The 26,491-nt window shown below is 61.6% G+C and carries 29 protein-coding genes and 3 tRNA genes; 16 read left to right on the forward strand and 16 right to left on the reverse strand.

Annotated features, from left to right (window positions below):
- The first annotated feature begins 5 nt into the window (after positions 1–5).
- Positions 6–1,253 (forward strand): GGDEF domain-containing protein, encoded by a 1,248-nt coding sequence (locus V7S54_RS27955; RefSeq protein WP_065373699.1) that lies wholly within the window; start codon positions 6–8, stop codon positions 1,251–1,253.
- A gap of 15 nt (positions 1,254–1,268) precedes the next feature.
- Here V7S54_RS27955 and V7S54_RS27960 read toward each other — a convergent pair whose 3' ends face one another.
- Complete coding sequence (locus tag V7S54_RS27960; RefSeq protein WP_065373698.1) at positions 1,269–1,730, reverse strand: Lrp/AsnC family transcriptional regulator; 462 nt, start codon at positions 1,728–1,730, stop codon at positions 1,269–1,271.
- Positions 1,731–1,887: 157 nt separating this feature from the next.
- On the opposite strand from V7S54_RS27960, the gene ald reads away from it, so the two are divergent.
- Positions 1,888–3,006, forward strand: a complete 1,119-nt coding sequence (gene ald, locus V7S54_RS27965) for an alanine dehydrogenase (protein WP_065373697.1) — start codon at positions 1,888–1,890, stop codon at positions 3,004–3,006.
- Between the two features lie 48 nt (positions 3,007–3,054).
- Here the strand turns inward: ald and V7S54_RS27970 are convergent, their stop codons facing one another.
- The 5 genes from V7S54_RS27970 to V7S54_RS27990 form a co-directional block, all read right to left on the reverse strand.
- Positions 3,055–3,522, reverse strand: coding sequence for a DUF1203 domain-containing protein (locus tag V7S54_RS27970; RefSeq protein WP_065373696.1), 468 nt, complete (start codon positions 3,520–3,522; stop codon positions 3,055–3,057).
- A gap of 91 nt (positions 3,523–3,613) precedes the next feature.
- Positions 3,614–4,177, reverse strand: a complete 564-nt coding sequence (locus V7S54_RS27975; RefSeq protein ID WP_058322480.1) for a GNAT family N-acetyltransferase — start codon at positions 4,175–4,177, stop codon at positions 3,614–3,616.
- 4 nt (positions 4,178–4,181) lie between these two features.
- A complete protein-coding gene (sseA, locus tag V7S54_RS27980; protein WP_065373695.1) occupies positions 4,182–5,036 on the reverse strand; it encodes a 3-mercaptopyruvate sulfurtransferase in 855 nt (284 codons plus the stop codon).
- 16 nt (positions 5,037–5,052) lie between these two features.
- Complete coding sequence (locus V7S54_RS27985) at positions 5,053–5,802, reverse strand: alanyl-tRNA editing protein (protein ID WP_336409422.1); 750 nt, start codon at positions 5,800–5,802, stop codon at positions 5,053–5,055.
- 7 nt (positions 5,803–5,809) lie between these two features.
- On the reverse strand, positions 5,810–6,850 hold the full coding sequence (locus V7S54_RS27990; RefSeq protein WP_057255987.1) for a cysteine synthase A: 1,041 nt from the start codon (positions 6,848–6,850) through the stop codon (positions 5,810–5,812).
- Between the two features lie 304 nt (positions 6,851–7,154).
- Here V7S54_RS27990 and V7S54_RS27995 point away from each other — a divergent pair, with 304 nt between their 5' ends.
- Positions 7,155–7,994: an SDR family NAD(P)-dependent oxidoreductase gene (locus tag V7S54_RS27995; protein WP_083203547.1), complete on the forward strand. Its 840-nt coding sequence runs from the start codon at positions 7,155–7,157 to the stop codon at positions 7,992–7,994.
- Here V7S54_RS27995 and V7S54_RS28000 read toward each other — a convergent pair.
- The 5 genes from V7S54_RS28000 to V7S54_RS28020 all read right to left on the reverse strand — a co-directional run bounded on the left by V7S54_RS28000 (position 7,982) and on the right by V7S54_RS28020 (position 11,712).
- Positions 7,982–8,308, reverse strand: a complete 327-nt coding sequence (locus tag V7S54_RS28000; protein WP_065373692.1) for an SMR family transporter — start codon at positions 8,306–8,308, stop codon at positions 7,982–7,984. The genes V7S54_RS27995 and V7S54_RS28000 overlap by 13 nt on opposite strands.
- The gene (locus V7S54_RS28005; protein ID WP_057255994.1) at positions 8,295–8,666 is read right to left on the reverse strand and encodes an SMR family transporter; all 372 of its coding nucleotides are present in this window, start codon (positions 8,664–8,666) and stop codon (positions 8,295–8,297) included. Before V7S54_RS28005 ends, V7S54_RS28000 begins: the two co-directional genes overlap by 14 nt.
- Before the next feature lie 80 nt (positions 8,667–8,746).
- Entirely contained in the window at positions 8,747–10,000 is a 1,254-nt protein-coding gene (locus V7S54_RS28010) for an SAM-dependent methyltransferase (RefSeq protein ID WP_141679346.1), read from the reverse strand.
- A gap of 92 nt (positions 10,001–10,092) precedes the next feature.
- On the reverse strand, positions 10,093–11,541 hold the full coding sequence (locus V7S54_RS28015) for a cryptochrome/photolyase family protein (RefSeq protein WP_065373690.1): 1,449 nt from the start codon (positions 11,539–11,541) through the stop codon (positions 10,093–10,095).
- A gap of 96 nt (positions 11,542–11,637) precedes the next feature.
- Positions 11,638–11,712: transfer RNA gene (locus V7S54_RS28020), tRNA-Asn, on the reverse strand.
- Positions 11,713–11,871: 159 nt separating this feature from the next.
- Between V7S54_RS28020 and V7S54_RS28025 the strand changes: the two genes are divergently transcribed.
- From V7S54_RS28025 to V7S54_RS28040, 4 genes are all read left to right on the forward strand, one after another.
- Positions 11,872–12,165: a hypothetical protein gene (locus tag V7S54_RS28025; RefSeq protein ID WP_065373760.1), complete on the forward strand. Its 294-nt coding sequence runs from the start codon at positions 11,872–11,874 to the stop codon at positions 12,163–12,165.
- 174 nt (positions 12,166–12,339) lie between these two features.
- On the forward strand, positions 12,340–13,062 hold the full coding sequence (locus tag V7S54_RS28030) for a thermonuclease family protein (RefSeq protein ID WP_065373689.1): 723 nt from the start codon (positions 12,340–12,342) through the stop codon (positions 13,060–13,062).
- Between the two features lie 151 nt (positions 13,063–13,213).
- Positions 13,214–13,287 (forward strand) — tRNA-Cys (locus V7S54_RS28035).
- Between the two features lie 212 nt (positions 13,288–13,499).
- The gene (locus V7S54_RS28040; RefSeq protein ID WP_065373759.1) at positions 13,500–13,832 is read left to right on the forward strand and encodes a hypothetical protein; all 333 of its coding nucleotides are present in this window, start codon (positions 13,500–13,502) and stop codon (positions 13,830–13,832) included.
- A 90-nt stretch (positions 13,833–13,922) separates the two neighbouring features.
- Here the strand turns inward: V7S54_RS28040 and lexA are convergent, their stop codons facing one another.
- Positions 13,923–14,648, reverse strand: a complete 726-nt coding sequence (gene lexA / locus V7S54_RS28045; protein WP_065373688.1) for a transcriptional repressor LexA — start codon at positions 14,646–14,648, stop codon at positions 13,923–13,925.
- A gap of 245 nt (positions 14,649–14,893) precedes the next feature.
- Complete coding sequence (locus V7S54_RS28050) at positions 14,894–15,190, reverse strand: hypothetical protein (protein ID WP_141679345.1); 297 nt, start codon at positions 15,188–15,190, stop codon at positions 14,894–14,896.
- A gap of 314 nt (positions 15,191–15,504) precedes the next feature.
- Here V7S54_RS28050 and V7S54_RS28055 point away from each other — a divergent pair, with 314 nt between their 5' ends.
- Both V7S54_RS28055 and V7S54_RS28060 read left to right on the forward strand, forming a co-directional pair.
- Complete coding sequence (locus tag V7S54_RS28055; RefSeq protein WP_141679344.1) at positions 15,505–16,137, forward strand: hypothetical protein; 633 nt, start codon at positions 15,505–15,507, stop codon at positions 16,135–16,137.
- Positions 16,138–16,298: 161 nt separating this feature from the next.
- Positions 16,299–16,865 carry a hypothetical protein gene (locus V7S54_RS28060; RefSeq protein WP_083203545.1) on the forward strand — a complete coding sequence of 189 codons (567 nt, stop codon included), beginning with the start codon at positions 16,299–16,301 and terminating at the stop codon, positions 16,863–16,865.
- 150 nt (positions 16,866–17,015) lie between these two features.
- Here the strand turns inward: V7S54_RS28060 and V7S54_RS28065 are convergent.
- Positions 17,016–17,105: transfer RNA gene (locus V7S54_RS28065), tRNA-Ser, on the reverse strand.
- A gap of 312 nt (positions 17,106–17,417) precedes the next feature.
- On the opposite strand from V7S54_RS28065, the gene V7S54_RS28070 reads away from it, so the two are divergent.
- From V7S54_RS28070 to V7S54_RS28085, 4 genes are all read left to right on the forward strand, one after another.
- The gene (locus tag V7S54_RS28070; RefSeq protein ID WP_065373685.1) at positions 17,418–18,449 is read left to right on the forward strand and encodes a septal ring lytic transglycosylase RlpA family protein; all 1,032 of its coding nucleotides are present in this window, start codon (positions 17,418–17,420) and stop codon (positions 18,447–18,449) included.
- A gap of 63 nt (positions 18,450–18,512) precedes the next feature.
- Positions 18,513–19,673: a D-alanyl-D-alanine carboxypeptidase family protein gene (locus tag V7S54_RS28075; protein WP_065373684.1), complete on the forward strand. Its 1,161-nt coding sequence runs from the start codon at positions 18,513–18,515 to the stop codon at positions 19,671–19,673.
- A gap of 221 nt (positions 19,674–19,894) precedes the next feature.
- Positions 19,895–20,575: a dTMP kinase gene (tmk, locus tag V7S54_RS28080; protein WP_419178156.1), complete on the forward strand. Its 681-nt coding sequence runs from the start codon at positions 19,895–19,897 to the stop codon at positions 20,573–20,575.
- Positions 20,572–21,603 (forward strand): DNA polymerase III subunit delta', encoded by a 1,032-nt coding sequence (locus V7S54_RS28085; protein WP_065373683.1) that lies wholly within the window; start codon positions 20,572–20,574, stop codon positions 21,601–21,603. The genes tmk and V7S54_RS28085 overlap by 4 nt, the downstream gene beginning before the upstream one ends.
- On the opposite strand, the gene V7S54_RS28090 is transcribed toward V7S54_RS28085, so the two are convergent.
- A complete protein-coding gene (locus tag V7S54_RS28090; RefSeq protein WP_065373682.1) occupies positions 21,598–21,903 on the reverse strand; it encodes a pyrophosphatase in 306 nt (101 codons plus the stop codon). The two genes, V7S54_RS28085 and V7S54_RS28090, sit on opposite strands and share 6 nt — an antisense overlap.
- A 179-nt stretch (positions 21,904–22,082) precedes the next feature.
- On the opposite strand from V7S54_RS28090, the gene metG reads away from it, so the two are divergent.
- From metG to V7S54_RS28105, 3 genes are read left to right on the forward strand one after another with little or no spacing between them, the layout of a single operon-like run.
- Positions 22,083–23,636, forward strand: a complete 1,554-nt coding sequence (gene metG, locus V7S54_RS28095; protein WP_065373681.1) for a methionine--tRNA ligase — start codon at positions 22,083–22,085, stop codon at positions 23,634–23,636.
- Between the two features lie 12 nt (positions 23,637–23,648).
- Entirely contained in the window at positions 23,649–24,428 is a 780-nt protein-coding gene (locus V7S54_RS28100; protein ID WP_065373680.1) for a TatD family hydrolase, read from the forward strand.
- Between the two features lies 1 nt (position 24,429).
- Positions 24,430–25,266 (forward strand): MBL fold metallo-hydrolase, encoded by an 837-nt coding sequence (locus V7S54_RS28105; RefSeq protein ID WP_065373679.1) that lies wholly within the window; start codon positions 24,430–24,432, stop codon positions 25,264–25,266.
- A 33-nt stretch (positions 25,267–25,299) separates the two neighbouring features.
- Here the strand turns inward: V7S54_RS28105 and V7S54_RS28110 are convergent, their stop codons facing one another.
- Positions 25,300–26,247: a phosphoribosylaminoimidazolesuccinocarboxamide synthase gene (locus V7S54_RS28110; protein WP_336409426.1), complete on the reverse strand. Its 948-nt coding sequence runs from the start codon at positions 26,245–26,247 to the stop codon at positions 25,300–25,302.
- Positions 26,248–26,491: the final 244 nt, after the last annotated feature.

The raw sequence follows: 26,491 nt of genomic DNA on the forward strand, positions 1-26,491 counted from the left end.
AGCACATGCCAAACGCCAACCTTCTTCTCTTCGTCGGCGAGGCGCTGGTCTACGTTACGGCGATGATCGGGCTGCTGCATCTTCGCGCCCGCTTGGGGCTTGGCGTCTTCGTCGCCGCACTCGGGGTGATGCACTTCATCGAGACCTATCTCGCCGCAGTCTTCTATGTGCAACTGCCGTTCGGCGTGATCTCGCCAGGCTCTGCTGTCCTTTTCTCCGGCAAGCTGATGATGATCCTGCTGCTCTATGTGAAGGAAGACGCGGCAACCGTTCGCCAGCCGATCTACGGCTTGCTCGCCGGCAATTTCCTGACGGTCGCGCTCAGCCTTCTGCTGCGCCAGCACGACACCGTAGCGATCGTGGCGGAGCGGTCCGCCGACCTCGCCTTCATCGACGAGATGGGCTGGCTGATGGTCTGGGGCACGACGATCCTCTATTTCGATTCGCTGATGATCATTCTGCTTTACGAGCGGCTAGGCAGGTGGTTGCGGCGCTTCGTGACGCTCCGATTTCTCATCTGCGGCGTCGTCGTGCTGACATTCGATCAGGCTGCCTTCTATGCGGCACTTCGCTGGTGGAACGGTGCACCCTCCGAGGTCTTCTGGGGCGGCTGGATGGCGAAGATGCTGGCAGCACCCTTCTATGCCATCGCAATCGGACTTTATCTCAATGCCTCGCGCCATCCGTTCCTGGCGATGTCGGACCGGCCGCTGGGCGATATCTTCAACACATTGACGTTCCGCGAACGCTACGAGGACCTGCTGTCCCGGTCCGGGCAGGATACGCTGACGGGTTCGCTCGATCGCAGCCGGTTCGAGATCGAGGCGCCGGCAATGCTGCGCGCGGCGAGCGGCGACAATGCGGCCGTGACGCTGATGATCATCGACGTCGACCATTTCAAGGGCGTCAACGACCGCTTCGGCCACCAGGAGGGCGACCGCGTCTTGCAGCGGCTGGTCGAGACGGTGAAGTCGAAGCTGCGTCCGGTCGACCGACTGTTTCGATATGGTGGCGAGGAATTCGTGATCCTTTGCCCGGCAATGGCCCATGGCGATGCTTTGCGGCGCGCGGACGAGATTCGCGTTGCCGTGTCGGATCGCGTCTCGACCCCGGACGGACGGCCGGTGACCGCAAGCATCGGTCTATCGTCGACGCCGGACGACGGGGCGGCGATCGAGAACCTGCTGTCGGAGGCAGATCTTCGGCTCTACGCCGCCAAGGGGCGGGGCCGCAACTGCGTCGTCGGCCGCTAGGCCGCGTTGATTCCCTCAAATGCCGACATTCGGCCGGTCGATCACTTCCCGTAGCGAGAAGCTGGAATTGATCTTGACCACATGGGGTAGCGCCGAGAGCCAGTCGCGGTGGATGCGCTCGTAGTCCTGAAGGTCCTTGGCGGCGACCCTCAGGATGTAGTCGTACTCGCCTGACATCAGGTAGCAGACGAGTACGTTCGGACAGAGCTTTACCGCCGCTTCGAACTCGGCGAGCGTCTTGGCGAACTGGCCCGACAGCGAAATATGGACGATCACCATGATCTGGTAGTCGAGCGCCTTATGGGCGATGCGGGCATGATAGCCGGCGATCGTTCCTGATTTTTCCAGGATATCGACTCGTCGCGAACAGGCGGACGGAGAGAGACCGGCCTTCGCCGCGAGGTCGGCATTCGAGATGCGGCCGTTCTGCTGGAGAATGCGCAGAATCGCATGATCGATGGCATCGAGTTCACTCATTCGTGTTTTCCCCCAATCATGCGTCACTTCACGCAATCTTCTTCGAAATCAATGCGCCCCGGGTTTCGTCTTTGCAAGGACATTCGATTCATGGCGTGTTTTGCTGAGTGCCTCGTCAAAAGTGGCGAAAAGCCCATAACAGGAGAGGAACGCGAGGATGCGTGTCGGTTGCCCGAAGGAAATCAAAAACCATGAATATAGAGTCGGCCTGACGCCCGGCTCGGTGCGTGAATATGTTGCCCATGGCCACGAGGTGATCGTGGAAACCAAGGCCGGGGCAGGGATCGGCGCGGATGACGATGCTTACCGTGCCGCTGGCGCGAAGATTGTCGCGACGGCAAAGGACGTGTTCGAAAAGTCGGACATGATCGTCAAGGTCAAGGAGCCGCAGCCCTCCGAATGGGTGCAACTCCGCGAAGGCCAGATTCTCTACACCTATCTGCATCTTGCGCCCGATCCGGAACAGACCAAGGGTCTGCTCAATTCCGGCGTCACGGCGATTGCCTATGAAACCGTCACCGACGATCGCGGCGGTCTGCCGCTGCTTGCGCCGATGTCCGAGGTTGCCGGACGCCTGGCCATCCAGGCGGGCGCGACGTCGCTGCAGAAGGCCAACGGTGGCCGCGGTATTCTGCTCGGCGGCGTGCCGGGTGTGCTGCCGGCGAAGGTGGCCGTCATCGGCGGTGGCGTCGTCGGCCTGCATGCGGCGCGCATGGCGGCCGGGCTTGGCGCCGACGTCTCCATTATCGATCGCTCGATCCCGCGCCTGCGCCAACTCGACGATCTCTTCGCCGGCCGCGTGCACACACGCTACTCGACCATCGACGCACTGGAAGAGGAAGTCTTCTCCGCCGATCTGGTGATCGGGGCGGTGCTCATCCCGGGTGCTGCGGCGCCGAAGCTCGTGACCCGCGAAATGCTGACCGGCATGAAGAAGGGGGCCGTCATCGTTGACGTCGCCATCGACCAGGGCGGCTGCTTCGAGACGTCCCACGCGACGACGCATTCCGACCCGACCTACGAGGTCGATGGCATCGTGCACTATTGCGTGGCGAACATGCCGGGCGCCGTGCCGGTGACGTCGGCGCATGCGCTCAACAACGCCACGCTGCACTACGGCCTGCAGCTCGCGGATAAGGGCCTGAAGGCGATTGCCGAGGACCGGCACCTGCGTGCCGGCCTCAACGTTCATCGCGGACGCGTCACCAACGCGCCGGTCGCCGAAGCGCTCGGTTATGATGCCTTTGCGCCCGAGGCGGTGCTGAGCGTCGCCTGACGGAATGATGCTTTCGGCCCGGCATCAATGCCGGGCCGAATTTGGTGGTCAGGTCAGCTCGATCCGGCACTGGTAACAATTGTTCTTGGCCGAACGCACATGCACGGAGGAAACGTCCGGTCGGGCCAGCAGTTCTTCCGCCCGCGCCTGCAACTGCTCCGTCGGAACGACACCGCCGGTCCCGTAGACGATCCGTTCGTTCTCGCCATAACCGCGCAGCAGATAACTGACACTCGAAGCCAAGATCGGCGGAAGCGTATCGCCGTCATGCGCCGGACATTCCTCGGCATGCATGAACACAGGGCCGGTCTCCGCATAGGGCTGCAACGACGAAAACGGCCGCAGGGCGAAGATCAGATAGGGCTCGCCGGCTCCGACATTGCGCAGGCAGTGCCGGCAGGGCACGCCGTCACCATCGGAAATCTCTCGCTCCGGCCGGTTGCCATAGGCATCCGGCCCGCCCTCGCGGATCCGCCGCGCTTCGTCGTCGGACATCGGTATGTAGCGCAACGTCATGGCGCATCTCCTTGATCGGTTTGATTGTTCGATCAGGAGATTGCACCGGTCGCGATCCATTCGACACCCGGAACTTGCCGGGCGAGATACGTCAGAGATTTTTCGCCAGGGTCAGCAGTTCGTCGTCGGTCAGAGGCTCGACCGTGGTCTCACGGGTGGCGACTGGCGAGAAGCCGAATTGCTGGTAAAGCTGGAGTGCGCGGGGGTGATCCAGATTGTTGGTCGTTACCGTCAGCTTGCTCGGGTTCAGCGCCCAGGCGGCAAACAGCGTCTGGAGCAGGAACCACTTGCCGAGGCCAAGGCCGAGCGCATGTTCCATCAGCCCGAAATGGACAAGCTCGACGACGTCGTCCTCGCCCTGGTGCAGCTCGAAGAAACCGGCCGGCGCGCCGTTGACATAGAGCACCGTGACACTCGTGCGCTTGTCGCCGAGCACGGCAGCGAGTTCCTCGTCGTTCATCCGCAGCCGCTCGGTCCAGTGCCAGCGGCGGCCGACACGCAGGTACAAGAAGCGATAATAGCTGAGCGGAATGTCGGAGACGCGCAGGATGGCGGTCTGGATATTGACGGGCATCGGCAGGCTCTGCTTCGGCGGCGCCGTCATCTCGAGTTCGGTTACGTGTGCTGTCAGGGAGGCGAGCTTCGGCGAGCGCATGATGTCACTCTCGACCGGTTACGATCGTCGTGTCTGCGCGGCCACCCCACTCCGACCAGGAACCGTCATAGAGCGTGTTGTCCGTGTGGCCGAGCGATTGCAGCGCCAGCGTGATGATCGCGGCGGTGACGCCCGAGCCACAGGTCGTAACGACGGGCTTGGAAAGATCGACGCCGGCGTCGGCGAAGACCTGGCGAAGCGTCGCGAGATCCTTGAATTTTCCGTTCTCCGAGAAAGTGCCGGAGGGAAGGCTGTGTGCGCCGGGCATATGGCCAGAGCGCATGCCGGCACGCGGCTCTGGCTCCTCGCCATAGAAACGTCCGGCGCCGCGGGCATCGGCGATCTGGATCGAGCCGTCGGCAACGATTTCCGTCATCCGCGCGAACGAGGTCACGGCCGCCGGGGTGAAATTGACGTTGAACGTCGCCGGCTTCGGTGAGGGTACCTCGGTGGTGACGGGGCGCCCCTCCTTGTTCCAGCCGTCCATGCCGCCGTCGAGCACGTAGACGGTCTTGGCGCCCATGATGCGCAGCATCCACCAGACGCGCGGAGCGGTCATGATGCCGGGCCCGTCATAGACGACGATCGTGTCGTTTTCGCTGATGCCCAGCGCACCAACCGCCGAGGCAAAGGCTTCCGGCGAGGGCAGGGTGTGGGGCAGGCCACTCGTGTGGTCGGCAATAACGTCCTGATCGAAGAAGACGGCGCCGGGAATATGCCCGGCATCGTATTCCGCCTTCGGATTGCGATTCTGGGCCGGCAGATACCAGGCGGCGTCGAGGATCCGGATCGAGGGATCGCCGAGGCGCTCCTGCAGCCAATCGGCCGATACGACAAAGGCGCTTTTGTTGTTGGTCACAGTCGCAACTCCCTACTCAAACTGATGCGCGATCTTCGGACATGCCGAAGCGGATACGGAACCGACGGTTCTCCTTACCCTTTTTCTCGATCTTGGCGATGTGGATTACGCCGACTTCCTGCGTTTCCGACACATGCGTACCGCCGCAGGGCTGGCTATCCACTGCCGAATTTTCGCCGATGCAGACAAGGCTGACGCGCCCAAGGCCGACAGGCGGGCGCACATTCTTCGATTTGACGATGCCGGGATTGGCGGCGAGTTCGTCGTCGGTGATCCACTGGACGTAGACAGGATGGTTTTCTTCGACGAGCTTCATCAGCGCCGTGGTGACTTCGTCCCTGTCGATCGTCTCGCTCATGTCGAAATCGACACGGCTCTCGTCTTCGCCGACCGAGGCTCCGGTGATCGGGAAGGGGCAGACGACCGAGAGCAGATGGCAGGCGGTGTGCATTCGCATCAGGCGATAGCGGCGGGGCCAGTCGATATGCAGAACGAGTTTCTCGCCAACAGCGGGTACCGGCTGCCCTTCGGCCGGCACATGGACGATGATGTCCTTTGTTTCGCCGTGACGGGCGACCGCGATGTCGATCCGGCTGCCATCGGCCCGCTCCAGAAAGCCGGTGTCGCCGGGCTGGCCGCCGGAGGTTGCGTAGAAGCAGGTTTGATCCAGTTCGATCCCGCCATCTTCCAGAATTCCGGTGACGCTTGCTTCGCAGGTCGAGAGGTAGAAATCGTCTCGGAAAAGGGCGGTCACGGTCCTGGTCATCGCATTCCTATCCAACTGATTCGTATGGCACTGCAATGTGCGAAGACGTCTTCAACCAGGTCGGCACAGGCAGTCCCTTGGAGGCCAGGAAGTCCGGGTTGAAGAGCTTCGACTGATAGCGGTTACCATAGTCGCAGAGGATCGTCACGATCGTATGTCCCGGACCGAGCTCCCTGGCGAGACGAACCGCACCGGCGATGTTGATGCCCGTCGAACCGCCGACGCAGATGCCTTCGCGCTCGATCAGGTCGAAGACATAGGGGACCGCTTCCGAATCGGGAATCTGGTAGGAGAAATCCGGCGTGAAGCCCTCGAGATTGGCGGTGATGCGGCCCTGGCCGATGCCCTCGGTGATGGAGCTTCCCTCGGACTTCAGTTCGCCGTTGGTATAGAAGTTGTAGAGTGCCGCCCCTTGCGGATCCGCAAGGCCGATCTTGATCGCCGGGTTCTTCGCCTTCAGCCCCTGTGCAACGCCGGCGAGCGTGCCGCCGGAGCCGACGGCGCAGATGAAGCCATCGACCTTGCCGTCCGTGTCGCGCCAGATCTCCGGCGCCGTGGTTTCCACATGCGCGTCGCGGTTGGCGACATTGTCGAACTGGTTGGCCCAGATGGCGCCGTTCGGCTCGGTCTTCGCCAGTTGCTCGGCAAGCCGGCCGGAGATCTTCACGTAGTTGTTGGGGTTCTTGTAGGGAACGGCCGGCACTTCGACGAGCTCGGCGCCAAGCAGCCGCAAGGCGTCCTTCTTTTCCTGGCTCTGGGTTTCCGGAATGACGATGACGGTGCGATAGCCGAGTGCCTGGCCGACGAGCGCCAGCCCGATGCCGGTGTTGCCGGCCGTGCCTTCGACGATGACGCCGCCGGGGCGCAACTGTCCGCTCCGTTCCGCCTGCCGAATGATCCAGAGTGCGGCGCGGTCTTTCACCGATTGCCCCGGATTGAGGAACTCGGCCTTGCCGAGGATGTCGCAGCCAGTGGCCTCCGACACGGCCTTCAGCCGAATCAAGGGTGTGTTGCCGATCGCTTCGAGAACGGACGGTAGAATGGCCATTTTCAGAACCTCGTGTTTGAGGACAGGCGCCGGGGCAGGGCGACACGTACCAGTGAAATACGAACGGCGGCTGAGGAAAATCAGCAACGATCCCGGACCGCCGAAATGTTGGCGTGTTTTCGGCTCAGCCTGCACTTCAGGCAAGAAATAGCGTTTCGCCGCCGCTCTGTCCCGAACAAAAATCGTCTCCAAGGCATGTGGGGCTCAGCGGCAAGGAGCGTTGCCGTGATGAAGGGCCGGGCAAGTCTTTTTCGCCCACAAGGAGATGAGTGCGTGTTTCCCGGCGCGTGCCGAGGAGTGAGTGATGAGTATTCAGTCTGCGAAATCCGAACATAAACTGGCTTGGGTTACCGGCGCGAGCGCGGGTATCGGGCGGGCGCTGGCGCTCAAATTGGTGCGTGAAGGCTATTCGGTGGTCGTCACCGCCAGAAGTCACGAGAAGCTGGTGGTCCTGCAGCATGAGGCGGCGAATGACGGAAGGATCACGGTTCTCGACGGCGACGTGACCGACCCAAAGGACATGGAGCGGGTGTTGGCTGCGATCGAATATGATCATGGCCACCTGTCATTGGTGATACTCAATGCCGGAGTGGCCGTCCCGGTGCGAGGCGATGATCTCCACCGGGAAGCCTTTGAGAAGAGTTTCGCAGTCAATCTCAATGGGGTGGTCAACTGCCTGCTGCCGGCGGTGGCGCATATGAAGGCGCAGGGCTTTGGCCACATCGCCATCGTGTCTTCCGTCGCCGGCTATGGCGGGTTGCCCACCAGCGCCGCCTACGGCGCCTCCAAGGCTGCGCTGATCAATATGGCCGAAAGCCTGAAGTTTGATCTCGATCGGATCGGCATCCGCCTGCAGATCATCTGCCCCGGCTTTGTGGATACGCCCGGCACCGCGCGGATCCGCTTTCCGCGCCCGGCTCTCGTCAACTCCGAACAGGCGGCGGATCGCATCGTCGCGGGTTTGAAGTCCAGGCGCTTCGAAATCACCTTCCCGCGGCATTTCACCTATGCGGTGAAGCTGATGCGTCTGCTGCCCTATAGCCTCTATTTCGCTCTTATCAGGCGGCTGACGGGTGTCGTGGCCGAGGCAAGAGAAGCGAAAAAGCACGCCGGCTCCGGCGAGCGTCGGCGTCAGGCCGTGTGAAGCACCAGCACGGCGCCGAAGATGAGGGCGAGCCCGACCCAGCCGATCGGCTTCAGTTTCTGTCCGAAGAGCAGCCGTCCGCAGATGGCCGTTCCGAAGATGCCGGTCGCGCCAAGCACGGCATAGGCGATAGCGAGTTCCATGCCCTTGATGGCCTCGGCAAGCAGCGCGAAGGCAGCAAGCACCAGCAGGATGGAGAGGGCGCCCCAGCCGCGTCGGGCAAACCCTTCCGATTTCGTCGAGGCGAGGTTGGCGGCGACATCGAGGATGCCTGCCATCACGGCCAAGGCGAAGTAGATGCTAGGCGCGCTCATTGGCTGCTCCTTCCACCGCGGCTTCGTCCTCGTCATGGCGCTCGCCGGCATTGACGAGCAATATGCCGACGATCGCCATCGAAAGCCCCAGCATTTCGCGTCCGGTCAACACATGGCCGAAGACGAAGACGGAAACCAGCGTGATGATCGCGACGCCTGAACCTTCCCATATCGCATAGGCGACGCCGACGGAGATCGTCTTCACGGCCTTGGCCAGGAAGACGTAGGAAAGCGCGATCGAGACATACATGACGATGTGGCCGAGATAAGAGCCGCTCGAAGAGGCTGCCTTCATCACCGTCAGACCCACCACTTCGGTCGCGATGGCGAGCGCGAGGAAAAACCATGCAAGGCGCATGCGGAACCTTCAAAAGAGAATTGGAACGACCGCCTCTTAAGCGCTACGCGTGACGCGGTAAAGACGCGCCATGCGCGTTCCTATTCGAAGACGATCTGCCGGACGTCGATGTTGCGGGCGCGAAAGCCGGCTTCGCAGTAGTAGAAATAGAACTCCCACAGCCGCTTGAAGCGCAAGTCGAAGCCCAACGGCTCGATCCTGTTCCAGACCGACCAGAAGCGCTCGCGCCATTCGCCGAGTGTCCGGGCGTAATCGACGCCGAAGCCGAAATCGTTGATCATGCGCAGGCCGACATGGCGGCCAAGGTCGATGAGATGTTCGCGCGTCGGCAGCATTCCGCCCGGGAAAACGTATTTCTGGATGAAGTCCGGATTGGAGCGGTACTCCTCATAGGCTTCGGGCTTGATGGTGATGATCTGCAGGCCGGCCTTGCCGCCGGGCTTCAGGCATTGCTTGAGCTGCGAGAAATAGGTCGCCCAGAATTTTTCGCCGACCGCCTCGAACATTTCGATCGAGACGATGCGATCATAGGTGCCTTTTTCCTCGCGGTAGTCCTGGAATTTCAGTTCGACGCGGTCGGCAAGGCCGGCCCGGTGGATGCGTTCGCGGGCGAAGGCCAGTTGCTCGCGGCTGATCGTCAACCCGGTCACCTTGCAGCCGATCTCGCTCGCCGCAAATTCCGCAAAGCCTCCCCAGCCGCAGCCGATCTCCAGCACGTGGTCGCCGGCGCGCAGGTTGGTGGCTTCCGCCAGTGCGCGATATTTGGCCGCCTGCGCGGAGCGAAGGTCGTTGGCACCGGTGGCGTAGAGTGCGGACGAATAGGTCATGCTCGGATCCAGCCATTCGCTATAGAAGGCGTTGCCGAGGTCGTAGTGAGCGGAGATGTTGCGGCGCGCGCCGGACTTCGTGTTGGCGTTGCGCCAATGCAGGATTTTTTCGACGAGGTGAAGCAGGCCGCGCGCCCGGTTCGGGAAGTGCTTGCCGATCTCGGCATTGACGAGGAAGAGCTCGAGAAAAGCGCCGACATCGGGACTGTCCCAGTCGCCATCGATATAGCTTTCGGCCGCTCCGATCGTGCCGCCTGTCATGGCGCGTTGCGGCAGGTTCCAGTTGTTCAAGGTGAGGATCGCGCTTGGGCCCGCTCTCTTGCCCCTGATCACCAGTTTGCGGCCATCCGGCACCGTGAGCATCAATGTCCCGGCCTGAAGAGGCACGAGCGCGCTGAGCACCATGCGTGCCTTCAATGGGAAATCCCGCAGGACCATCGAGAGATTGCCGGCGGAAAGCTCCTGTGCGCCGTTGAACGCGGCAAGACTTGCTTCCAGCTCACGCATACACCACCCCCTCAGCTGTTGCATCCGTGAGGTGAGCCTAGCGGCAATCGCCCGAGACGCCAACCATGGATTTCTACCGGGGGCCTGTACCGTTACGGTTCTCTCGGCGCGCTTGTGATCTCGCGGAACGCTGCAAGCGCCCGATCCCGCGCCAGGGCGTGGTCAACGATCGGCTTTGGATAGGTTGCGCCAAGCTCGATGCCGGCGCCCGAAAGCACGGCAGCCGGAGCCGCAAAGGGGCGATGGATGTAGCGTGGCTCCAGCCGATCGAGCTCCGGGACGAAGCGCTTCACATAGGCTCCGTCCGGGTCGAACTTTTCGCCTTGGAGAACAGGATTGAAAATTCGGAAGAACGGCGCCGCATCCGCGCCCGATCCCGCGACCCATTGCCAGCTTGCGGCGTTGTTGGCCGGATCCGCATCCACGAGGGTGTCGCGAAACCATTGCTCGCCTTTCCGCCAGTCGATCAGCAGGTCCTTGATGAGGAACGAGGCGGCGATCATGCGCACGCGATTGTGCATGTAGCCATGCCGCCAGAGCTGCCGCATGCCGGCGTCCACGATTGGGAAACCGGTCAAACCCTTGCACCAGCGGGAAAAATCGTCGTCATGGTCCAGCCAACGGAAACGATCGAACCGGCGATCGAGATTGCGACGCGGGAGTTCGGGATAGTGAAACAACAGATGGTAGGAGAATTCGCGCCAGGCGATCTCCTTGCGAAAGGTGGCAACACCTTCACCGCCATCGGTCTCGATTCCCTGCGTCGCGTGCCAGACCTGCGCCGGCGAGATTTCTCCGAAGGCGAGGTGAGGAGAGAGCAGGGATGTGCCGTCAGCCTCTGGACGATCCCGGCGCACTTTATAGTCCGCAAGTTTCTCGTCGATAAATTCGTCGAGGCGAGCGGTCGCGCCTTTTTCCCCTGGCGTCCATATCTCGCTGAATGTCGCGGCCCAGTTCGGTTTCGTTGGCAGAAGCGACCACGCATCAAGCTGTTCTGACGGGGGCCAGCTTTCCGGCGTTGCGATCTTTTGCGGCCCGTCGATCGGCGGAGCCGGCTCAACCTTCTCTTCGAGCGCGCGCCAGAATGGCGTGAACACGCGATAGGGCCCACCGGTCGTCGTCAGCAAGCGCATGGGCTCGTGCAGCAATTGCCCGGCAAAGCTCTCGGCCGCGATGCCCTGAGCCGCGAGTGCTTTCTTCAGGGCAATATCGGTGGCGATGCCGCACGAGTCGTAGCGGCGATTCCAATGGACGCGCTTCGCTCCCGATCGGCGCGACACCTCGCTGAGGACGTCCAACGGGTCGCCGGAGCGGAGAATGAGTCGCGAGCCGAGCCGGCCCAGTCGAGCCTCCAACGCTTCCAGCGAATGGTGCAGCCACCATTGCTGTGCCGTGCCCAGCGGACCGTTGCCGCTTTCGTCCGGCTCCCGGATATAGAGTGGAATGACGGCAGCCTCATCGGCCGCAGCCGCAAAGGCCCTGTTGTCGCCAAGGCGCAGGTCCTTGCGGAACCAGACGATGATGGGAGCCCTCGTTGTCATAGGTACCGTCTAGGACTGGGATTGATCACCGGGAGAAATTAGGCGCAAAATGAAAAAGAGCCATTTGCATTTTCTGCAAATGGCTCTTTTCGAAACTGGCTCCCCGGGCCGGATTCGAACCGGCGACCTGTCGATTAACAGTCGAATGCTCTACCGCTGAGCTACCAGGGATCATCCGCGCCGCTGTTTCGCTGTGCGCTTCAGAAGTGAGGCTGCTAATACGCATGCTTTTCCGATTTGCCAAGCGGTTTTTTCAAAAAAAATGACAAGTTCGGTTGCGAGGCTGTGGAGAAGTCCCCAATTGTGGGAAAAGATGTCGGATAGGGAATGATGAATAAAAACAGGAAGCAGAAGCATTTCGGGATTGATCCGCAGACGCGTCAGATCGTGCTCGGGAAGTGGCGCATCACGCTGCCGGAATCGCCACTGCTACGTATCCTGCTGGGCTCGCTCCTGGTGTTTTTTGGTTTTCTCGGCTTTCTGCCGGTGCTCGGCTTCTGGATGATACCTCTGGGCCTCATCGTCCTTTCGCACGATATCCCCTCCGTCCGCCGTCGCCGGCGTCGCCTGGCTGTCTGGTGGGCGCGCTGGCGCGGACGAGCCAATTCTTCGAACGGCTCTTGAACCGGAGCTATTGCGCGCTTTTCGGTCAACGCATCCGTCCCGGATGCCTCTGCTTCGATTCCCTGCCGATTGATCCTCAGTGAAGCGGCTGAACCCTTTGTTGAGGGAGGCCGCCGAAAACTTTTCGGCAACCCATCAAACGCATAATGCGGTCGCGAATCAGGATGGGGACGCATGGCCAAAGCCACTACGAAACGTCGAAGCCGGAATTCCGGTCGGAGCAGGGGAAAACAAGGCGGTATGGCGCCGTGGTATCTGGCCGCCGCACTCACTGTCGGCGGCGTGGTCGCTTACGATCATCGCGCCGAACTGAAACATTGGCCGGTGGTATCGGACGTGGTGGCGTTCACGTCGCGCCACGAATCGAAGCCGAAGCCCGTTCGCGTCGCGCAGAAATCGGACGAGCGTCCCGCGCAACAGGCGGAGAAGCAGAAACCGAATCTGGTGACAAGAGTTGCCCTTGCCGCTCCGGTGCCGTCCGTCGACCTCGGCACCAACGCGCCGACACCTGTGGTGCGGCCGAACGAGGAAGTGAAGACGGCATCCATTCGCGCGGACCAGTTTTACTTCTGCGGGATTCGCAACGACAACTGCGTGATCGACGGCGCCACCTTTCTGTACCACGGCGAAACGATCCGCGTGGCAGACGTCGATGCGCCGCGTATTCGCCAGGCAAGCTGCGACAAGGAACGTTCGCGCGGCTTCTATGCCAAGCAACGCCTGCGCGAATTGTTGAATGCGGGTGACTTCAGGCTGGAAACGGCGAGCGGTCGTCAGGATGCCAAGGCCGGTGAAAAGCTGCGGTTGGTCACCCGCGGCGACCAGTCTATCGGGCGCGTGCTGGTCACCGAGGGGCTGGTCCGGCCGTGGACGGGACACGCGACGCCCTGGTGCTGAGGCCACCCAGATGCGATCGGCGGAGGTTCGCGATCGCTCTGTGGAAAGTATCCGTCTTACAAATCGACGGCGCGTTTTTCGGAAAATGCCTCTTGCGGTTTTTCTGCAATCATTCTAAATCCGCGCCAACGCTCGGTTATCCGAGCTGTGAGGCCTCGTGGCGGAGTGGTGACGCAGAGGACTGCAAATCCTTGTACCCCGGTTCAATTCCGGGCGAGGCCTCCAATAACTCTCACCTCATTTTAGTGTGAATAGACGTTCTGCCTTAGGGCAGGGCGATTGTGTGGTTGCCTGCCCACGCCCGCGCAAGCCACATCCATTAGCTATACGTTGGATCTTATCGCTTCGGTGAAATCGGTAGAGGGGGAACGATGACTCCGCTGACATCAGCCGCATCGGTAGCGTCCGTCATCATCAAAACGGAGGCAATGGCATATATGAAGACGAAACTTGTCCTGACGGCCTTGGCCCTCTTCGCTGCGACCACGTTCGAGGCGCAGGCAGAGGACCTGGTTTTCAAGCTGAAGAACAACACAAACGCAGTGCTGACGAACTTCTATACGTCGCCTGTGGGCGTCAATGAGTGGGAAGACGATGTTTTCGGCCGGCAGGTGCTGAACCCCGGGGAAGACATGGAGATCACCATCGCCGACGGCCGGGAGGTCTGCAAGTACGACATGCGCTTCGAGTTCGAAGAAGGCTCCGGCCTCGATACGACCGAAGACATGCAGGATCTCTGCGAACTCGGCGAATACACCATCCACGAATAAGAGGCGCGCCTTCAGGTCGCCTTCAATTAACAGAGCCTCGCCACCGCAAGCGGTGGCGAGGCTCTGTCGGATGCCAGGTTTCCCTCGGAATCAGTGGTAGCGGCGGATCAGCCCGACGAGCTTGCCCTGGATCTTCACCCGATCGGGCCCGAAAATCCTTGTTTCGTAGGCAGGGTTCGCGGCTTCGAGCGCGATCGATGCGCCCTTGCGCCGGAAGCGCTTAAGCGTCGCTTCCTCATCATCCACGAGCGCCACGATGATATCGCCGGGATTGGCCGTATTGGCATTGCGGATGATCACCGTGTCGCCGTCGAAGATGCCGGCTTCGATCATCGAGTCGCCCTTAACTTCGAGAGCATAGTGTTCGCCATTGCCGATCATGTCGAGCGGAACGGTAATGTCGTGCGTGTTGTTCTGGATGGCCGAGATCGGCACACCGGCAGCGATGCGGCCCATGACCGGCACGGAAACCGATGTGTTGTCGGCCACTGGCGCGGGCTTCGGCGGTGCGGCAGGGGCTACCGCCGGCGCCTTGCCGAGGCTGCCTTCGATCACGCTGGGCGAGAAGCCGCGGCGAGGCTGCTGCTGGCTGGATGCGTAAGCCTCCGGAAGCTTGATGACCTCAAGCGCGCGAGCCCGGTTCGGCAGACGGCGAATGAACCCGCGTTCTTCGAGTGCCGTGATCAGGCGGTGAATGCCGGACTTCGACGCCAGGTCGAGCGCATCCTTCATTTCATCGAATGATGGTGGGACGCCTGACTCCTTCATGCGTTCGTGAATGAAGAGAAGCAATTCCTGTTGCTTGCGGGTCAGCATGGCACGTCGCTCCCAGAGGCGTGAAACAAATCAAGAACAGACACTATCTGTTCCATATGTGTTCCGCAAGTGCCTAAAATTCCGTGAATTCAGACAATTGGCGCGTCTGTGCGTGTCGATTGGTCACTTTTACGGGAGCAGAGCGGGTTTGGGCGATGATCGCGCCCAAAAGGAGGGCGGCGGCGTAGCGCATTGCGCGACGTCACTGCGATTCGAACGAATCGCGAGCGTTTCGTGCAAAGAGGCTAGGCCGGCTGCGTGGCGGCGCAGGCGTCTTCGAATTCCTTCACCGTCTCGGCGCTGTTGTCTTCCGGAAGTACGGCATCCGCCGCATCGGTCGCGACCGGCGTGTCGCCGTCATAGATGAAAGACTGGATGTAGAACGCGATCGCACCCTTCCACACGTTGCGTCCATCAATTTGATGGCACGGCACGGCGCTCTCGAAATCGGTCTGAAGTTCGTCCACCGTGGCGGCGCTGAGCTTGACGTCAGGCATATTGGGCGATGCGACTATCGAAGCGAGAAGCAGGGCGGCAAGCACGGTGATCGTCCACTTTGATGCAAGGGTGGGACTACGGGGCGGTTAACGATGTGAACCGCGCTTTCGTTCCGAAGTCCAGCAAGCTTGGCGATCACTGTCATGTGTTCAACAGCTCTTTGAGTGCAGGCTGTGGCCGTTTTGCGCCAGGGCACGCCGCGGCAAAGCCCTGACGCGCCCTCCGCGCCGCAATCGCTTCGGTTGCGCCAAGTCGCGGCCTCGCTGCTGGCGTGCAAAAATCCGTGTTGTGAAGATGCCGCACCGTCTCGACAGGTTGTAAAAAAACGATAACTTTGCGGGGAAAGTAGGGTGGTTGCATGCATAGATTGTCGTTGGCGGTTCTCTGTCTGTTGGTGGCGGCGGGGGCGGCCTCTGCTGAAGAAGGGCGTTCGAATATCTGGAAGGAGGTCAATGCCTGGACGGTGGGCTCGGATCCGTCCTTGGGCGGCTCGTGCTATGCGGCGACGAGCTACGACGGCGGAATGATCCTTCGAATCGGCTTCTACCCGAGAGGATCGGCGAACCTGGCGTTTCTTTCGATCGGCAACGCCGACTGGAAATCGATCGAGCCGCAGCGGGAGTATGACGTCGCCTTGCAGCTCGACCGTGGCCGCCAGTGGCCGGCTGTCGCGTTCGGCCTGGACCTCACGGGCTCGAAGGCTCTGGTCGTCAACTTCTCCAACACCGACTTCTTCACCGAATTCGTGCGCAAGAACACGCTGGCGCTGGCGTTCGAAGGACGCGTCGTGGCGAGCCTCAGCCTGCGCGATTCGATGAAGGCCGTCAGCGAGATGTTCAAATGCCAGGAGGCGGTGATTGCGTTGATGCCAAACGGCGGGCAGGGGGCGGCCGCCGATCCCTTTGCGGGCGCCGGCGGGAATGCGCCAAACAATGACCCCTTTGCTGGCGGCGGCCAGACCAAGTCGTCGAAAGATCCCTTCGCCATGTGATCTTTGGCGTGAGCGTCGGTCCGCGGGGAGAGGTGAATATTCCTAGGATTTTGCGTGGGTGCGGCTCACCCACCCTCGACAGTAACGCGGCGACCTTTCAAAATGCGGGCAAACGGGGGATTTGCATGCGTAGATTGCTGTTCGGATTTGTGAGCTGTCTGATGGCCACGGGACCGGCCGTGGCTGAGGAGGCCGAGATCATCAAATGGAAGGAAGTCGGCGGCTGGACCGTTGCTTCCGACACGTCGATGGAAGGCTCGTGTTTCATCACGTCGATGTTCGAGGGCGGGGTCATATTGCGTCTGGGATTCTACCCCAAGGGCTCCGAATCACCGCTCTACATGAGTTTCGCCAGCGACGACTGGAAGTCGCTGGAGGTCGGCAAGGACTATGACCTGACGTTCCGCTTCGACAAGAGCGATCCGTGGAGTGCGGCGGCGACCGCCGCCGGCGACGAGAGCGGCAAGTTCCTCTTCGTGAACGTCACCGATGCGGAATTCCTGACGGGGTTCGTGCGCAAAAGGACGTTGGCGATCGCCTTTGACGATCGCGTTGTCGCAAACCTCAGTCTGCGCGGCACCGGCCCGGCGGCGGAAGAACTCCTGAAATGCCAGCGGGCCGTGGATGAGATCATCGCCGACGAGGGTCGCAAGTCCAAGGAGAAGAAGGCCGATCCGTTCAACGCTCCGAGCGAGAAGCGCTCAGCGCGTGATCCGTTCAGCCTCTGACACGCGGCTTGAGTGAAGGGCGCGGAGAGCGCTGAGCGTCATCTGCTCGAGGCGAACCAGACGGCGCTGACGCCCGCGGACCTATGCTCATTGAAGCGAAGCATCGTCAGGAATGGCGGTCCATCGGTCGGACGATATTCCTTGGGGAAATGGCGGACAGGGTGGGATTCGAACCCACGGTACGGTTTCCCGTACGCTGGTTTTCAAGACCAGAGCCTTAAACCACTCGGCCACCTGTCCTTGCCTGAAATCGCAGTCAACTGCTGACCGGGCAGGGCGTTATTGCGCGAAGCCCTGTCGCTTTGCAAGATTTAACATGCGTCGCCGAAAGATTTTCTCGATGGCCAGACTGGAGCGCGCGGGCATGCTCCGCTGGTAACCGTCTGTAAACCATAGCGCATGAAATCCGGCGCTGATCTGTGGATGAGTTCGCATTTTCGCCTTGTTGCTGTCATGTTTAATCGACTGTTCCGTTTCGGGACGCCGAGATTTCCGCTGGGGGCATGAGCGGAAGGTTTCGAGTACGGCTATTCGATCGATGTTGTGGGACAGATGACCTCCAGTAAAAATGCGGCATATCTGGTCAAGGGACTGCGCCTTGCGGCGGTCCCGATGCTGTGCGTGACACTCGCAGCCTGCGGATCGACATCGAGCGTCAAGAAAACTGCTCGTAGCAAGGAATACTTTCCCGAATCCGTCTATGGCGTAAAGGCGAGCCCGCGTGTTGCCACCGGCAACAATATTCCCAAGGGCGGCGGACGCTTTCAGGTCGGCAAGGCCTATCAGGTCAAGGGCAAGTGGTACCAGCCGAAGGAAGACTTCGGTTACAACAAGACCGGTACGGCTTCCTGGTACGGCTCGGCTTTCCACGGCCGGCTGACCGCCAATGGCGAAGTTTACGACAAGGCGCATCTGTCGGCCGCCCATCCGACGTTCCCGCTGCCGAGCTACGCGCGCGTCACGAATATGGAAAACGGTACGTCGGTCATCGTGCGCGTCAACGATCGCGGCCCCTATGAATTCGGCCGCATCATCGACGTCTCCTCGAAGACGGCTGACATGCTCGACATCAAGCGCAAGGGCAGCGCGCAGGTGCGCGTGCAGTATGTCGGCCGCGCGCCGCTTGAAGGCAACGACATGCCCTATCTGATGGCGTCCTACGTTCAGAAGGGCGAACGTGGCCCGAGCGTGATGCCGGAAGGCCAGATCGCGACCGGCGTAATGGTCGCCTCCAACGAGCCGTTCCGCAATCAGACCCTTGGCACCATCACCGTCCCCGCAAAGGCCTCGCTCGATGTTGGCGAACCGGTGACGGCGCTCGCAGCCCCCGTCCCGCAGTCCGCCCAGCCGCAATCGCTGAACGAGTTCGTGATGCTGCCGGAAATCGGCCCGATCCCGCGTGAGCGGCCCGAGTTCATCCCGATGCCCGACGGCAACATGGCGTATGCTGCAGCTTACGTCGAAGTCCGCGTCAGCGACGCCGAATCGCCGTTTGAAGCGATTATGGTCGACCGGAAGCAGCTTACCCCCCAAGTGATTGTCGATTACGCCAAGCGCCAGAAAGCAAGCGGTTCTGTCCGATAACCGCAGGCGGCGTTGTGCCAAAATGACCTCGCTGCTATGCCCAAGGGGAAACCGGAGTTTCCCATGCGCATGAAGATGTTCTCGGCAGTGTTTTTCGGCGTTGCGCTGTTTACAGGCGCCGTATTCGCGCAGACACCGGCGCCCACTTTCGACACCAAGGCAAAGCAGATCCTGCTTGTCGATGCCGAAACCGGCACCGTGCTTTTTTCCCGCGCCGAAAACCAACCGATACCGCCTGCATCGCTCGCCAAATTGATGACGATGGAGGTCGTGGCCGAGGCACTCGGCAAGGGCGAGCTTTCCGCCGAAACCACCTTCGACGTCTCCGAGCACGCCTGGCGCACCGGCGGTGCGCCCGCCGGCACCTCGACGATGTTTGCCGCATTGAAATCCCGCATCCGCGTCGCCGATCTCCTGCAGGGCGTCGCGGTCCAGCTTGCCAACGATGCCTGCATCATCCTTGCCGAAGGCATGACCGGTAGTGAGGGCGCCTTTGCCGAGCGCATGACGGCGCGCGCGCGCGAGCTTGGCATGCCGGTTGCGACTTTCCGCAATGCCACGGGGCTTCCGGATCCCGGCAACCAGATCACTATGAGCGAACTGGTAACGCTCGTTCGGCACCTCCATGAGGCACATCCGGATCTCTACAGGCTCTATTCGCAGCCGGAGTTCGAATGGAACAAGATTCTGCAACGCAACAAGAACCCGCTGATCTCGGCCAACATAGGCGTGGACGGCCTGGCGACCGGTTTTGCCGAAGGCTTCGGTTTCTCCCTGGCCGCTTCGCTGCAGCGCGGCGACCGCCGGGTCTATCTCGCCATGGGCGGTCTCGAAACCGACAAGGAGCGCATCGAGGAGAGCCGCAAGGTGCTCGATTGGGCAATGACCGCCTTCGAGAAGAAGCGGATCTTTGCCGACGGGGAGGCGATTGGCGACGCGGCCGTCTATGGTGGCGATGCCGCCCATGTCGCCTTGGTCGCCGGCGGCCCGGTCGACGTGCTGCTCCCGGTCGACAATCCGGAACGGCTGACGGCGCGGATCGTCTACAAGTGGCCGTTGCGGGCGCCGGTGACGGCGGGGACGGAAGTCGGTGTTGTCAAATTGTGGAACGGCGACAAGCTGCTGCGCGAAGTGCCGGTCAAGACAGCCAGCGCCGTTGGGCAGGGCACGCTGACCAGTCGCGCTCTCGATGCGCTGCAGGAACTGCTGTTCTTCTGGATTTAGCCGCAGCTGGTTGCGGTGAGGGCGGTTCCCGCCAATTCATCGCCACCTGACGGTTTCACACCGCGGACCAATCGGCTAAACAGGGCCAGAGCGGAATGAGGAAAAGTGTGCGCGGTTTTCCGCCCGCATTCCGCTCTAGCTAGAACAGGTCACGATGCTTTCAGGTCGAATCGACCTGAAAGCATCGTGACCTGGGTCGCATGCCGATATGGGAACGCATGGTGTCGCTGAAAAAAGGTCTGTTCGTAACATTCGAAGGCGGGGAGGGCGCCGGCAAGTCGACGCAGCTCCGTCTTCTCGCCGAATCCCTGCGTGCGCGCGGCTACGAGGTGTTGACGACACGCGAGCCTGGCGGTTCGGCCGGCGCCGAAGCGGTGCGCCACGTGCTGCTTTCGGGAGCCGCGGAGGCCTTCGGGGTCAGGATGGAGGCGATCCTCTTTGCAGCGGCCCGCAGCGATCATGTCGAAGAGGTCATCCGGCCGGCGCTCGACAAGGGTACGATCGTGCTGTGCGACCGTTTCATGGATTCCTCGCGCGTCTATCAGGGCATCACCGGCAACCTGGAGCAAAGCTTCGTCGAAAGTCTGGAGCGTGTGGCGATCAACGGCGTCGTGCCGGATCGGACCGTGATTTTCGATCTGCCGGCGAGCATCGGCCTCGAGCGGGCGCAACGCCGTGCCGGGGACGACAATCCTGATCGTTTCGAGAAGGAGCAGTTGGAGACGCACGAGAAACGGCGGGACGCCTTTCTCGATATCGCCAGGCGCGATTCCGAGCGATGCCGGATCGTCGACGCGACGCAGCCTGTCGAGGCCATCGCCGCAGAAGTACTTTCCCTCGTCGAGGCCCTCCTGCCGCACGGCGACGGCACCGGCGCGTCGGCCGAGGAAGTCGTGTCATGAGCGCGGAAAGAGGCGGCGTCCTGGATGGCGCCATCGCGCCCGCCGAGAACAATCGACTGTTCGGCCACGAACAGGCGGAAAACTTCCTGGCGCAGAGCTATCGGTCCGGCAAGGGACACCACGCGATCCTGATCGAAGGGCCGGAGGGGATTGGTAAGGCGACGCTTGCCTTTCGCTTTGCGCATCACATCCTGAAACATCCGGAACCTGCGGAAGCGCCTGAAGCGATTTCCGATCCCGATCCGGCTTCGGCCATCGGGCGGCAGCTCGCCTCGGGCGCCTCGCACAATCTCTTGCACCTGAGCCGCCCGATCGATGAGAAGACCGGCAGGGCGAAGGGCGCGATCACCGTTGACGAGGTCCGGCGCGCCGGCAAGTTCTTCAGCCAGACGTCCGGTACCGGCAACTGGCGCATCGTCATCATCGACCCGGCCGACGACCTCAACCGCAATGCGGCCAATGCCATCCTGAAGATCCTCGAGGAGCCGCCGCGCCGCTCGCTCTTCCTGGTGCTGACGCATGCGCCTGGAAAATTGCTGCCGACGATCCGTTCGCGCTGCCTGCCGCTGCGGCTGAAGCCACTTGACGCCGCGCCGCTCAGTCAGGCTCTGGCGCATCTCGGTTTCGATCTCGAGGGCGAGAACGCCGAGCGCATCGTCGCGGCCTCCAATGGCAGCGTCGCCGAAGCGCTGAAGCTCATCAATTATGGTGGGCTGGAGATCGCCGCGACATTCGAAGGGATCCTCGCGGGGCAGGGCCCAGCGGTCCGCAAGGACATGCACAAGCTGGCCGACGTGCTCTCGGGCAAGGACAGCGAAACGATCTTCGAATTTTTCCAGGCTCTCGCAAGCGACCGCATCATGCGCGACGCTCGGCAGTCCGCGATTGCGGGAGACATCGTGCGCGCCGAGCGCTTCGCGCGGCTTTCGGCCTCCGTGACCGAGCGGCTGACCGTCAGCGATGCTTATAATCTCGACCGCAAGCAGACCATCCTGTCGCTGCTCGACGATATAAAGGCGGCGCTATAGCGCCGCCTGGAAGCGCCACTTGCGCTCGATTGCCGCCTGCAGATCGAGCTTGTGGTGGTGCGCGAAAAGCAGCACATGCCCGAGCAGGTCGGCGGTCTCGTCGGCCATCAGGGACCTGAGTTCGTCCGTTGATATCCCGTGGCGCCGGCCGCGGCCGCTGAGCTTGTTCCAGATCTGGGTTAGCTCCCCCAATTCCTCCTGCATCTTCAGGATGAACCAGTCGGGATCGCGCTCGATCCCGTGCGCGCCGGCATAGCCGGCGGAGGCGGTTTCAAATTGGCTGCCAAGTCGATCCAGCATGACTCACCCTCTTCCGTTTGTTTCTGTTTTGTTCTAGGTCGCGCATGCTGATTGCGCAAGGCTGGCAGCCCCGGCGGCCGCTTTCGCCTGCGGGGCTTTTCATGGATCGCATGTTTCTTCCTTGCGGCGTATGCGCTAAGAGCGTGCGTAGCTTAATCCGAGATAGATCGAATCCGCCTATGAGAGACACGTCCCCTTTCTACATCACCACCGCGATTTCCTACCCGAACGGCCGGCCGCATATCGGCCACGCCTATGAGTTGATCGCGACGGATGCCATGGCGCGCTACCAGCGCCTTGATGGACGTGACGTCTTCTTCCTGACCGGCACCGACGAGCACGGCCAGAAAATGCAGCAGACGGCGCGCAAGGAAGGCGTGACGCCGCAGGAACTGGCCGACCGCAACTCCGCGGAATTCCAGAAGATGGCCGTGCTATTGAATGCGTCGAACGACGACTTCATCCGCACGACCGAAAAGCGTCACCATCAGGCGTCGCAGGATATCTGGATCCGCATGGGCGAGGCAGGCGACCTCTACAAGGATTCCTACGCCGGCTGGTATTCGGTCCGCGACGAAGCCTACTACCAGGAGAACGAGACGGAGCTTCGCGCCGACGGCGTCCGCTACGGCCCGCAGGGTACGCCGGTCGAGTGGGTCGAGGAGCAGAGCTACTTCTTCAAGCTGTCCGAATATCAAGACAAACTGCTGAAGCACTACGAGGAAAACCCTGACTTCATCGGTCCCGCCGAGCGCCGCAACGAAGTGATTTCCTTCGTGAAATCGGGTCTCAAGGATCTCTCGGTTTCGCGCACGACCTTCGACTGGGGCATCAAGGTCCCGAACGACCCGGCGCACGTGATGTACGTCTGGGTCGATGCGCTCACCAACTACATCACCGCGACCGGCTATCTCGACGATCCCAAGGGTCCGCGCGCCAAGTTCTGGCCGGCCAACATTCATGTGATCGGCAAGGACATCATCCGCTTCCACGCGGTCTATTGGCCGGCGTTCCTGATGTCGGCCGGCCTGCCGCTGCCCAAGCGCGTCTTTGCCCATGGCTTCCTGCTCAACAAGGGCGAGAAGATGTCGAAGTCGCTCGGCAACGTTGTCGACCCGTTCAACCTCGTCGAGCATTTCGGCCTCGACCAGATCCGCTACTTCTTCCTGCGTGAAGTCTCCTTCGGTCAGGACGGCAGCTACAGCGAGGAGGGGATCGCGACCCGCATCAACTCCGATCTCGCCAACGGCATCGGCAACCTGGCGAGCCGCTCGCTGTCGATGATCGTCAAGAACTGCGACGGCCAGGTCCCGGTCTGCGGCACCTTGACCGACGAGGACAAGGCGATGCTGGCGGCGGCAGATGCGCTGCACGAGATCACGCGCGATGAAATGGGCAAGCAGATGATCCACCGGGCGCTGGCCGCCATCATCGCCGTCGTCTCCGAGACGGACCGCTATTTCGCCGGCCAGGAGCCCTGGGCGCTGAAGAAGACCGACCCGGCCCGCATGGGAACCGTGCTCTATGTGACAGCGGAAGTCGTCCGCCAGATCGCCATCCTGCTGCAGCCCTTCATGCCGGAATCGTCGGCAAAGCTGCTCGACCTGGTGGCAGCACCCGCCGACAAGCGCGACTTCGCGGCGCTCGGTGAGGCGGGGCGTCTCGTCTCGGGCACGCCGCTCGAAGCGCCGAAGCCGGTGTTCCCGCGCTACGTTGCACCGGAAGCGCAGTAAGGCACTTTGAGCATGCTGATCGATACCCATTGCCATCTGGATTTCCCCGATTTCGAAGCCGAGCGCGACGCCATCATCGCGCGCGCGCATGAGGCGGGCGTCGAGCAGATGATCACGATCTCGACCCGCGTGAAGCGGTTCGAGACGATCCTTGCGATCGCCGAGGCCTATCCGAACGTCTTCTGTTCCGTCGGCACGCATCCGCACAATGCCGATGAAGAACTGGACATCACGACCGAGGATCTCGTTCGGCTTTCGGCGCATCCGAAGGTGGTGGCGATCGGCGAGGCGGGTCTCGATTACTTCTATGACAACGCGCCGCGCGACGCCCAGGCCGAGGGTCTGCGTCGTCATATCGCCGCAGCGCGCGAGACAGGATTGCCCCTCGTCATTCACAGCCGCTCGGCCGACGAGGACATGGCGTCGATCCTGACCGAGGAAACCGGGACGGGGGCCTTCCCTTTCCTTCTGCACTGCTTTTCCTCCGGCCCTGACCTCGCGCGTATCGGCGTCGAGCTCGGCGGCTACGTCTCGTTCTCGGGCATCCTGACCTTCCCGAAATCGGAGGAGCTGCGCGAAATCGCCAAGACCGTGCCGCACGACCGGATGATCGTCGAGACCGACGCGCCTTATCTCGCGCCGAAGCCGTTCCGCGGCAAGCGCAACGAGCCGGCTTACGTTGCCCACACGGCGGCCGTGCTCGCCGAAACGATCGGCGTGAGTAAGGAGAAGATCGCAACGATCACCACGGAAAACGCTTTCCGCATCTTCTCCAAGATGCCGAGGATCTGACGTGGCGTTCCGGCGCGCCTTCACCATTCTCGGCTGCGGCTCGTCGCCGGGCGTGCCGCGCATCACCGGTGACTGGGGCGCCTGCAATCCCGAAAACCCTAGGAATCGGCGCATGCGCGCCGCTTTGCTGGTCGAGCAGACCGCGCCCGATGGCGGCAAGACGACCGTCGTCATCGACACCGGCCCGGACTTTCGCGCCCAGATGGTTGCAGCTGCGGTGCGCCACATCGATGCGGTGCTCTACACCCATTCCCATGCCGATCATCTGCATGGCATCGACGATCTGCGTGGTTATGTCATTGAAAACCGGAGGCGGGTGCCGATCTGGGCCGATGCCTATACGATGGGGCGAATCCGCGAGGGCTTCGGCTATTGCCTGGAATCACCGCCCGGTAGCGGTTACCCACCGATCGTCGAGCCGCGGATCATTCCCGACGATCTATCGCCTGTGGTGATCAACGGCGCCGGCGGGCCGATCCCGTTCCTGCCGCTGATGCAGTTTCACGGCAACATCCATTCGCTCGGGTTCCGAATCGGCAATTTCGCCTATTGCAGCGATGTCAGCGACTTTCCCGCCGAAACCGTCGCCAAGCTCGACGGTCTCGATCTCCTGGTCATCGATACGCTGCAGTACAAGTTTCACCCGAGCCATCTGTCGCTGGTGCAGTCGCTCGGCTGGATCGCCAGGCTGCAGCCGAAGCGGGCGGTGCTGACGCACATGCATGTGCCGCTGGACTACGACACGGTTCAGAGCGAAACGCCCGATCACATCGAACCGGCCTACGACATGATGCGGCTCGAATTCGACGTCGGCGATCCGGCGTCTGGTGATGCGTAAATCAGATTAGCATTCTATTCTAATATGCCGGATTCACTTGGGGAAATAGGGCGCGAGATTGGTGCGGATACGCTCCAGAACCGACGCGCCCGAAAGGTCCGGGGCAAAGCGCTGACCGGTGATTGTCTCGAAAGCCTCGATATAGACCGCCGAAGTCTGTTCGATGAGATCGACTGGAATCTCCGGGATCGGATCCTTGTAAGGGTCGCAGCGCTCCGTGACCCAGGCCCGCACGAAATCCTTGTCGAAGCTCTTCGGGCGTTCGCCGCGTTCGAAGCTCTGCTGGTAGCTGTCGGCGATCCAGTAACGGCTGCTGTCGGGCGTATGGATCTCGTCGGCAAGAATGATCGTGCCGTTTTCATCGGTACCGAATTCGTATTTGGTATCGACGAGAATCAGGCCGCGCTCGGCGGCGCGCTGCTGGCCACGGGCAAACAGAGCCAGCGCATATTGCCAGACCGTGTCCAGCTGCTCTTTCGTCAGCAGTCCTTGCTCGAGGATCGCTTCGGGCGAGAGCGGCTCGTCGTGGCCGCCGTCGAACGCCTTGCTGGTGGGCGTGACGATCGGCTGCGGCAGCTTCTCGTTGTCTCGCATGCCATCCGGCAAGGTGATGCCGTACATCTCACGCTCGCCATTGCGATATTTCGTCAGGATCGACGTGCTCGTGGTGCCGGCAAGATAGCCGCGCACGACGACTTCGACCGGCAGGATGTCGAGCCGCTTGCCGATGACGACATTGGGGTCCGGATAGCTGACCACATGGTTCGGGCAGATGTCGGCGGTTTCCTCGAACCAGTAGCGCGCGGTCTGGGTCAGCACGTGACCCTTGTTCGGGATCGAGGTCAGGATGACGTCGAAGGCGCTCAGCCGATCCGTGGCGATGATGATGCGATTGCCGTCGGGCAGATCATAGTTTTCGCGAACTTTGCCTTTGTAGCGGTTTGGCAGTTCCGGAATGAAAGCATCTGAAAGAACGCGCAATTCGCTCATCACATCTGGCCTTGAAAGTGGTGCTTCGGTGCAGGAACGCTAAGCAGGCTGGAAAGGCCGGGTCAAGCGCGGCAAGGCAAGGATCAGCCGCAATCCATGTTTTCCGGTGTATCAGACAGTTCCATAATCTATCTTATGTGATCTTTGTATGTAGCCGGGGTGGGTTCAAGGATGAAGTGCGACTTGCGATAGATACCAATGGGTTGTCACTCGCAAGGAATGGCTCATGAGACGC

Origin of the sequence: Ensifer sp. CCNWLY38, assembly GCF_037120565.1 — a bacterium.
Classification (GTDB): domain Bacteria; phylum Pseudomonadota; class Alphaproteobacteria; order Rhizobiales; family Rhizobiaceae; genus Ensifer; species Ensifer adhaerens_H.

What these genes read in the sequence shown, in the direction of transcription:
- V7S54_RS27955 (WP_065373699.1), top strand. Translation starts at nt 6, where the DNA reads ATGCCAAACGCCAACCTTCTTCTCTTCGTCGGCGAGGCGCTGGTCTAC.
- V7S54_RS27960 (WP_065373698.1), bottom strand. Translation starts at nt 1,730, where the DNA reads ATGAGTGAACTCGATGCCATCGATCATGCGATTCTGCGCATTCTCCAG.
- ald (WP_065373697.1), top strand. Translation starts at nt 1,888, where the DNA reads ATGCGTGTCGGTTGCCCGAAGGAAATCAAAAACCATGAATATAGAGTC.
- V7S54_RS27970 (WP_065373696.1), bottom strand. Translation starts at nt 3,522, where the DNA reads ATGACGTTGCGCTACATACCGATGTCCGACGACGAAGCGCGGCGGATC.
- V7S54_RS27975 (WP_058322480.1), bottom strand. Translation starts at nt 4,177, where the DNA reads ATGCGCTCGCCGAAGCTCGCCTCCCTGACAGCACACGTAACCGAACTC.
- V7S54_RS27985 (WP_336409422.1), bottom strand. Translation starts at nt 5,802, where the DNA reads ATGACCAGGACCGTGACCGCCCTTTTCCGAGACGATTTCTACCTCTCG.
- V7S54_RS27990 (WP_057255987.1), bottom strand. Translation starts at nt 6,850, where the DNA reads ATGGCCATTCTACCGTCCGTTCTCGAAGCGATCGGCAACACACCCTTG.
- V7S54_RS27995 (WP_083203547.1), top strand. Translation starts at nt 7,155, where the DNA reads ATGAGTATTCAGTCTGCGAAATCCGAACATAAACTGGCTTGGGTTACC.
- V7S54_RS28000 (WP_065373692.1), bottom strand. Translation starts at nt 8,308, where the DNA reads ATGAGCGCGCCTAGCATCTACTTCGCCTTGGCCGTGATGGCAGGCATC.
- V7S54_RS28005 (WP_057255994.1), bottom strand. Translation starts at nt 8,666, where the DNA reads ATGCGCCTTGCATGGTTTTTCCTCGCGCTCGCCATCGCGACCGAAGTG.
- V7S54_RS28010 (WP_141679346.1), bottom strand. Translation starts at nt 10,000, where the DNA reads ATGCGTGAGCTGGAAGCAAGTCTTGCCGCGTTCAACGGCGCACAGGAG.
- V7S54_RS28015 (WP_065373690.1), bottom strand. Translation starts at nt 11,541, where the DNA reads ATGACAACGAGGGCTCCCATCATCGTCTGGTTCCGCAAGGACCTGCGC.
- V7S54_RS28025 (WP_065373760.1), top strand. Translation starts at nt 11,872, where the DNA reads ATGAATAAAAACAGGAAGCAGAAGCATTTCGGGATTGATCCGCAGACG.
- V7S54_RS28030 (WP_065373689.1), top strand. Translation starts at nt 12,340, where the DNA reads ATGGCCAAAGCCACTACGAAACGTCGAAGCCGGAATTCCGGTCGGAGC.
- V7S54_RS28040 (WP_065373759.1), top strand. Translation starts at nt 13,500, where the DNA reads ATGAAGACGAAACTTGTCCTGACGGCCTTGGCCCTCTTCGCTGCGACC.
- lexA (WP_065373688.1), bottom strand. Translation starts at nt 14,648, where the DNA reads ATGCTGACCCGCAAGCAACAGGAATTGCTTCTCTTCATTCACGAACGC.
- V7S54_RS28055 (WP_141679344.1), top strand. Translation starts at nt 15,505, where the DNA reads ATGCATAGATTGTCGTTGGCGGTTCTCTGTCTGTTGGTGGCGGCGGGG.
- V7S54_RS28060 (WP_083203545.1), top strand. Translation starts at nt 16,299, where the DNA reads ATGGCCACGGGACCGGCCGTGGCTGAGGAGGCCGAGATCATCAAATGG.
- V7S54_RS28070 (WP_065373685.1), top strand. Translation starts at nt 17,418, where the DNA reads ATGACCTCCAGTAAAAATGCGGCATATCTGGTCAAGGGACTGCGCCTT.
- V7S54_RS28075 (WP_065373684.1), top strand. Translation starts at nt 18,513, where the DNA reads ATGCGCATGAAGATGTTCTCGGCAGTGTTTTTCGGCGTTGCGCTGTTT.
- V7S54_RS28085 (WP_065373683.1), top strand. Translation starts at nt 20,572, where the DNA reads ATGAGCGCGGAAAGAGGCGGCGTCCTGGATGGCGCCATCGCGCCCGCC.
- V7S54_RS28090 (WP_065373682.1), bottom strand. Translation starts at nt 21,903, where the DNA reads ATGCTGGATCGACTTGGCAGCCAATTTGAAACCGCCTCCGCCGGCTAT.
- metG (WP_065373681.1), top strand. Translation starts at nt 22,083, where the DNA reads ATGAGAGACACGTCCCCTTTCTACATCACCACCGCGATTTCCTACCCG.
- V7S54_RS28100 (WP_065373680.1), top strand. Translation starts at nt 23,649, where the DNA reads ATGCTGATCGATACCCATTGCCATCTGGATTTCCCCGATTTCGAAGCC.